Source organism: Agromyces humi (assembly GCF_009720255.1).
Classification (GTDB): domain Bacteria; phylum Actinomycetota; class Actinomycetes; order Actinomycetales; family Microbacteriaceae; genus Agromyces; species Agromyces humi.
The window spans coordinates 1-3,267 of the sequence record NZ_WJSP02000393.1 but is presented as its reverse complement, the minus strand read 5'-3'; the positions used below and the strand labels follow the sequence as shown (position 1 = coordinate 3,267).

The 3,267-nt window shown below is 72.4% G+C and carries 3 protein-coding genes and 2 pseudogenes; all 5 read right to left on the bottom strand.

The genetic code is table 11. The features are described 5' to 3' along the window. Nucleotides 1–406 (bottom strand): annotated as a pseudogene (locus GH736_RS19700) (hypothetical protein); the annotation flags it as partial. Further along, nucleotides 403–1,944, bottom strand: coding sequence for a YifB family Mg chelatase-like AAA ATPase (locus tag GH736_RS19695; protein ID WP_159606357.1), 1,542 nt, complete (start codon nt 1,942–1,944; stop codon nt 403–405). The pseudogene GH736_RS19700 and the gene GH736_RS19695, both read right to left, overlap by 4 nt. After that, nucleotides 1,944–2,300 (bottom strand): YraN family protein, encoded by a 357-nt coding sequence (locus tag GH736_RS19690; RefSeq protein WP_159606355.1) that lies wholly within the window; start codon nt 2,298–2,300, stop codon nt 1,944–1,946. Before GH736_RS19690 ends, GH736_RS19695 begins: the two co-directional genes overlap by 1 nt. A 206-nt stretch (nt 2,301–2,506) precedes the next feature. After that, nucleotides 2,507–2,830, bottom strand: coding sequence for a DUF2469 family protein (locus GH736_RS19685; protein ID WP_129522552.1), 324 nt, complete (start codon nt 2,828–2,830; stop codon nt 2,507–2,509). Between the two features lie 6 nt (nt 2,831–2,836). After that, nucleotides 2,837–3,267: pseudogene (locus GH736_RS19680) on the bottom strand (ribonuclease HII); the annotation flags it as partial.

Genomic DNA, 3,267 nt, shown 5'->3' with positions numbered 1-3,267 from the left:
GCGCATGCACGCCGAGCTCGTCGACGCCCAGCGGCCAGGCCGCATCTCCGGGCGTGAGCAGCACGGCCCCGACCCGCACGGCCTGGCCGAGCGAGCGGACGAACGCCCCGTGGTCGAGCCGTGGCAGCCAACGGTCGAGGCCCGTCGACGCCTCGCCCTCGTCGAGGTCGCCTCCCCCCTCCACGACCCGCTCGACCAGCTCGGCGGCCGACCCGCCGGCCAGCAGCGACTCGGCCGTGTCGACCGCGCCGATCGCTCCGATGACCCGGCCCAACACGCCATCGCCGGGTTCGGCGACGAGGCCGAGGACGGCCCGCGCGAACGCCTCGAGCGACGGATCGCCGTGCGTGCGAGCCGCGGCGAACTCCGCAGCCGATCCTTCGGCCGCGCGCTGCAACTGCGTCATGCGCTGATTCCCTTCCTCATGAAGTAGGCCCGGCCCACGTGGTCGGCGGTCGGTGCCGCGGCGCCGTCGAGGTCCGCGATGGTCCACGCGGTCTTCAGTACGCGGTCGTATCCGCGCATCGTGATGCCCCCGCGCTCCAGCGCGCGGTCGAGCGCGGCGCTCGCCCGACCGCCGGGGTGGAGACGACCGGCGCCGCGCATCCACGGCCCGGGCATCTCGGCATTCGTTCGCCACGGGGTCGCCCGCAGGCGGTCACGTGCGACCTCACGGGCGCCGTCGACGCGCAACCGGGCCTCGGCGCTGGACAAGCCGGGCGACTCGGCCGCCACCCGGATTCCCGCGGTCGTGATGCGGGGAACCAGGATCTGCAGGTCGATGCGATCGAGCAGGGGGCCCGAGATGCGAGCGAGGTAACGACGACGTACGACCGGCGAGCACGTGCAGCTCGTGTCGTCGACGCCGTGGTGGCCGCACGGGCAGGGGTTGGCGGCGATGACGAGCTGGAACCGTGCCGGGAACGACGCCACGGCGCTCGCCCGATGGATCGAGATGGTGCCCGATTCCAGCGGTTGCCGGAGGACGTCGAGCACGGTCGATGCGAACTCGGGCGCCTCGTCGAGGAACAGCACGCCGTGCGAGGCCCGCGCTGCCGCGCCGGGACGGATGACCCGGCTGCCTCCGCCCACGATCGCAGCGGCCGATGCGGTGTGGTGGGGCGCCTCGAACGGCGGACGAACGGAGAGCGCGGCGCCCAGCGGCCGGCCCGAGAGCGACCGGATCGAGGAGACCTCGAGCGCGGCATCCGAATCGAGGTCGGGCAGGATCCCGGGCAGCCGCGAGGCGAGCATGGTCTTGCCGGCCCCGGGCGGGCCCAGCAGGAAGAGATGGTGACCGCCTGCGGCGGCCGTGATCAGCGCCTCGACCGCGTCGCCGTTCCCTGCGATGTCGGCCAGGTCGCCGACCACGGGTTCGCCGTCGTCGCCGCGCACGATGGCGGGCACGGCCTCGACCGCCTGCTCGTCGTACTCGCCGCCGTGCCGGATCGCGGCCTCGAGCAGCGAGGAGACGCCGATCACCTCGACGCCGGGCACCAGCGCGGCCTCGGCGGCATTGGCCGCGGGCACCATCACGGTGTCGTGTCCGGCTCGGACCGCGGCGAGCACGGCCGGCAGGATTCCGTCGATCGGGCGGAGCCGGCCGTCGAGGCCGAGCTCGCCCAGGTGCACCACCCGGTCGACGGATTCGACGGACACCTCGCCGGCCGCCGCGAGGCACGCGATCGCGATCGCGAGGTCGAACCCGGATCCGTGCTTGGGCAGCGCCGCCGGCGAGAGGTTGACGGTGAGCTTGCGCTGCGGGAGCGGACACCCCGCGTTGACCGCCGCGGAGCGCACCCGCTCGCGAGCCTCGGTGAGGGCCGCGTCAGGCAACCCGATGATCACGAAGCCGGGCAGCTGCGACGACAGGTCGGCCTCGACCTCGACCACCGACCCGGTGAGCCCGAGGAGCGCGATCGAGCGCGTTCGTGCGACGGGCATCAGCTGATCCCCTCGAGGTGCTCGATGAGCGCGGGCGACTCGGCGGGCGCGAGCACCGCGACCGCGTCGATCCGAATGCGCGACGCCGGGGCATCCGTCGCCTCGCACCAGGCGATCGCGAGCCGCCGCAGCCGAGCGAGCTTGATCGGCGTGATGGCCTCGAACGGGTGACCGTAGTCGTGGGACGTGCGGGTCTTCACCTCGACGAAGACCGTGTCGCCCCCGTCTCGCGCGACGATGTCGACCTCGCCGAGCCGGCACCGCCAGTTCCGGGCGACGACGCGCATTCCGCGCGACTCCAGGTGATCGACCGCGAGCTGTTCGCCGCGCCGACCGAGTTCCGCATTGTGGGCCACCAGCACCACCTCCGCGACCAGCGTGGTGGCGGAACCGGCCGGTTCAGCCGAGTCGCGACAGCGTCGAGGTCGCGGGCCGCGACAATCGCGGTGTCGAGGACGAGTCGGCGGCGACTTCGCGGGCGAGGGCGACGGCGCCGGTCGGCACGGGCGGCCTGATAGGTCGGCCCACGGCCGGGGCCGTCATTCGGCAGGGGCCGCGACGATTACTCGTCGAGTGCGAGCTCTTTCGGCAGCTCGAACTCGCGCGTCGCGAGCTCCTCGACGTTGACGTCCTTGAAGGTGAGCACGCGCACGGACTTCACGAACCGGTCGGCACGGTAGACGTCCCAGACCCAGACGTCCTTCATCGTCAACTCGAAGTAGAAGTCGTGCTCGGTGTCACGGCGCACCAGTTCGACCTCGTTGGCGAGGTAGAAGCGCCGCTCCGTCTCGACCACGTACTGGAATTGCGACACGATGTCGCGGTATTCGCGGTACAGGGCCAGCTCGACCTCGCGGTCGTAGTCTTCGAACTCGTCTTCATCCATCGGGATTCATCCTACGCCGAGGTCGAACAGCGCCGGCGCCTCCTCGGGACGCTCGTGGAGCCAGGTGTGACGGTGCAGGGCGCTCGGGCCGTGCTCGGCGAGCGCGGCGAAGTGTCCGCGGCTCGAGTAGCCCTTGTTCTCGTCCCAGCCGTAGAGCGGCAGGTCGTCGTGGGCGCTGCGCATGCCGCGGTCGCGGTGCACCTTGGCGATGACGGATGCCGCGGCCACCGACGCGCAGTCGCGGTCGGCCTTGATGCGCGTGGTCACGCGAGCACGGTGCTGGATCGAGGGGCTCAGCCAGTCGTAGTTGCCGTCGAGCAGCAGCGGCGCGTCGAGCGCGACCTCCTGGGCTGCGGTGAGCGCCGCGTAGGCCCGGGCGCCGGCGAGGCCGAGGCACGCCATGATGCCGAGCTCGTCGATCTCCGCCGCGGAGGCCT